Consider the following 3,126-nt stretch of genomic DNA (forward strand, 5'->3'; position numbering starts at 1 on the left):
GCCGAACAGCTTGATGCCGTTGTCGATGAAGGCGTTGTGCGAGGCCGAGATCATCACGCCGAGGTCGGCGCGCAGGGATCGCGTCATCATCGCCACGCCGGGCGTCGGCATCGGCCCCAGCAGGCGCACGTCCATGCCCACGCTGGCGAACCCCGCCACCAGGGCCGGCTCCACCATGTAGCCCGACAGCCGAGTGTCCTTGCCGATCACCACCATGTGCCGACGGTCGTCGCCAGACGTGAAGAGTTTTCCGGCGGCCAACCCGACACGCAGAGCGACCTCTGCAGTCATCGGATAGGAATTGGCCTGACCCCGAATCCCGTCTGTACCGAAATACGTGCGTTTCATTCTGGCTCTCCTACGAGGCGGCAGAGCAGAAACGAGGCCAAACTTCGAATGGTGGGCGGCTATCCAGCCAGCGCGATTTCCTTCGGCGCGGCGAAGCCAGCGGCCTTCAGCGCAGTTCTACATGGGACAGAGACCAGCTCTGGGCTTCCACCTGTCGCGAAGGACCAGGCAAGAGGTTTCGTTTCAGAGCAGAAGGCGCTCAGAAGAAGATGGCATGAGCGGCCAAGGTGACGATCGTCCATCCGGTCAGGCTCGCGATGACGAGGGCCAACACAAGCGGCCCTGGCGGCAGCCTGTCGGACTGACCGTTCTTCCCGAAGCTGGCGGCAAGTTCAGCCTGCAACGCGAGGGCCGGGCTGCCAATCACAGCGGACGCTCCGTCGGCAAGGCGCAACGTCGAGGATCCGAAGATCAACGCCTCGGTGGGCACGGCAGGCTCAAGAGCCACGTTTGACTTCCGAGCCTCGCGGGCCATGGGAGGACGTTTCTGGGGGCGGGCCATCGCTGCGTTTTCTCCACGAACGACTCAACCTTGATCCTCTGAACTCTAATAAATCCTCTCCATGCACGGCCACCGAACCCCAACCTGCGACGATCAGTCCCTAGCGCCAGAGCCACTTCCTCAATTCGTACCGGCGGGCAAAGTGGACTCGTTCGAGGTCACCCGAGCCGCCCTGCGGCGCAGGCGCAAGGACGGCGCCAGCGCCGCGCCCACCGCTCCCTGTTTCTCACGGGGCAGGCCCTCTGTTTCCATCGAGCAGTCAGGCCGCCCAAACATTGCAGTCCGCATCACCGACATACCGGCCCACTACATTTACCAAGGTCCAGCCCCCGGCGCTTATGATCTGTAGCAGGCTCTTGCCGGCCGTCATCAGGTCCAGGGCGGCAGCTGATGGCGCCGGTGAGCGGGCCCTTGGCCTGGAGCTCGCCCCCCCTCCATGACGGCGCGGAGGATCGGGCCCTCGCGGATGTTCGCTTCCTCACTCCACTCATCTAGGTGCGCGAGGGCGACGGCAGAGAGGTAGCCCCCGACCGTCGCCGAACTGGTCATTTTCTTGGCGGGCATATCAGGTTCACGACACTGCCGGCCCGGCAGCTGGGTGAGATCCTCCAACCGCAGAAGACGACTTCGCAACGGCGACATCCCGCCCGGTCCCGGCTCACCCCGCCTGTCCGCAAGATGTCCGATAATGCTGAGCCTCCGCTACTTAGGGCACGACCACTTCGACCACCTTCTCCACGCCTGCCGCTTCCAGCGCCGCGACCAATTCCCTGACGGTGGCCACCAGCTCAAGGGGATCACGGCCGCGCAGCACCAAGTTCGAGCCATAGCCGCCTTCGCCGTAGAACGGATAGCTGCCCAGGCTCATGGTGGGGTGGGCCTTGGCGACCGCCTCCAAAGGCGCGGCGATCACGCCCTCGCCAGAGCCCTCCACCCGAACCGTGCGGCTGATCACGACGGCCCCGCCCTTCAGGCGGTGGCCGACGTCCTCCAACATGCCACGCATGATCTGCGGCACCCCCGCCAGGACGAACACATTGCCGATGGTGAAACCGGGCGGGCCCTGGACCGGGTTCTTCACCAGGTCGCCGCCAACCGGCACGCGGGCCATCCGCCGCCGCGCGCCGTTGGGCTCGCCACCCCAGCGGGCAGTCATCATGGCGATGATATCGGGGTGTTCGTAGAGCTCGACGCCGAAGGCCGCGGCCACGGCGTCGGCGGTGATGTCGTCGTGGGTCGGACCGATGCCGCCGGTGGTGATGACGTAGTCGTAGCGCGTGCGGAGCGCATCGAGGGCCGCGATGATGTCCTCGTGGACATCGGACACCGTGCGGGCCTCCATCAGATCCACCCCGTGGACGCCGAGATAGAGGGCGATGTCGCGCAGGTTGGTGTCCTGGGTGCGGCCCGAGAGGATCTCGTCGCCGATGATCAGCACCGCGGCGGTCACCGCCTGGCCGTCCTGTCCCGCCGGACTACCCATCACCGCTCTCCTCAACTAGATCAGGCTTCCGCTTAGCGTATCGGACGAGCCCCGCCCATGGACTTCCCGCAACCCCTCGTTCGTGGCCGCCTGGTCAGCCGCTACAAGCGCTTCTTCGCCGACGTGGTGCTCGACGACGGGACGGAGCTGACGACGCATTGTCCCAATCCGGGCGCCATGCTGGGCCTGAACACGCCTGGCTTCCCGGTCTGGATCTCGAAGTCCGACAATCCAAAGCGCAAGTTGGCCCATACTCTGGAGATCGTCGAGGTCGACGGCGGGCTCGTGGGGATCAACACCATGCATCCCAACCGACTGGTGGCCGAGGCGCTGGAGCAGGACCTGATCCCGGAGCTGGCCGGCTACGCTTCCATCCGCCGCGAGGTGAACTACGGGGTCGCCAGCCGCATCGACTTCCTGCTGGAGAGCCCAGGTCGCCCACCCTGCTGGCTGGAGGTGAAGAACAGTCACCTGAAGCGCGGCGGGACCCTGGCCGAATTCCCCGACTGCGTGGCGGCGCGGTCGCTAAAGCACCTCGGCGAGCTGAAGGCGATGGCGGCTCAGGGTCATCGGGCGGTGATGCTGTTTGTCATCCAGCGCACCGACTGTGACGTCTTCGCCGCCTGCGCCGACCTTGATCCCCAATATGCGGCTGGCCTGCTCGACGCGGCGAAGGCGGGGGTTGAGGTTTTGTGCTATGCTTGCCACATCGGTGCGGACGCCATTCGCATCACCCATGCCATCCCCTGGCGCGACGCCCCGGCCGTCGCGGAGTAACGACCATGACCCTCAA

3 protein-coding genes and 1 pseudogene are annotated in these 3,126 nt (G+C 65.7%); 1 reads left to right on the top strand and 3 read right to left on the bottom strand.

What is annotated here, in order from left to right; translation table 11 throughout:
• The 3 genes and pseudogenes from AAC997_RS19775 to AAC997_RS19785 form a co-directional block, all read right to left on the bottom strand.
• Positions 1 to 348: pseudogene (locus AAC997_RS19775) on the bottom strand (phosphoglucosamine mutase); the annotation flags it as partial.
• 199 nt (positions 349 to 547) lie between these two features.
• A complete protein-coding gene (locus tag AAC997_RS19780; protein WP_340647420.1) occupies positions 548 to 778 on the bottom strand; it encodes a hypothetical protein in 231 nt (76 codons plus the stop codon).
• 778 nt (positions 779 to 1,556) lie between these two features.
• A complete protein-coding gene (locus tag AAC997_RS19785; protein ID WP_340647421.1) occupies positions 1,557 to 2,333 on the bottom strand; it encodes a molybdopterin-binding protein in 777 nt (258 codons plus the stop codon).
• 57 nt (positions 2,334 to 2,390) lie between these two features.
• Between AAC997_RS19785 and sfsA the strand changes: the two genes are divergently transcribed.
• Positions 2,391 to 3,110, top strand: a complete 720-nt coding sequence (sfsA, locus tag AAC997_RS19790; protein WP_340647422.1) for a DNA/RNA nuclease SfsA — start codon at positions 2,391 to 2,393, stop codon at positions 3,108 to 3,110.
• The last annotated feature ends 16 nt before the right edge of the window (positions 3,111 to 3,126 follow it).

The organism is Phenylobacterium sp. (genome assembly GCF_037968635.1).
Classification (GTDB): domain Bacteria; phylum Pseudomonadota; class Alphaproteobacteria; order Caulobacterales; family Caulobacteraceae; genus Phenylobacterium.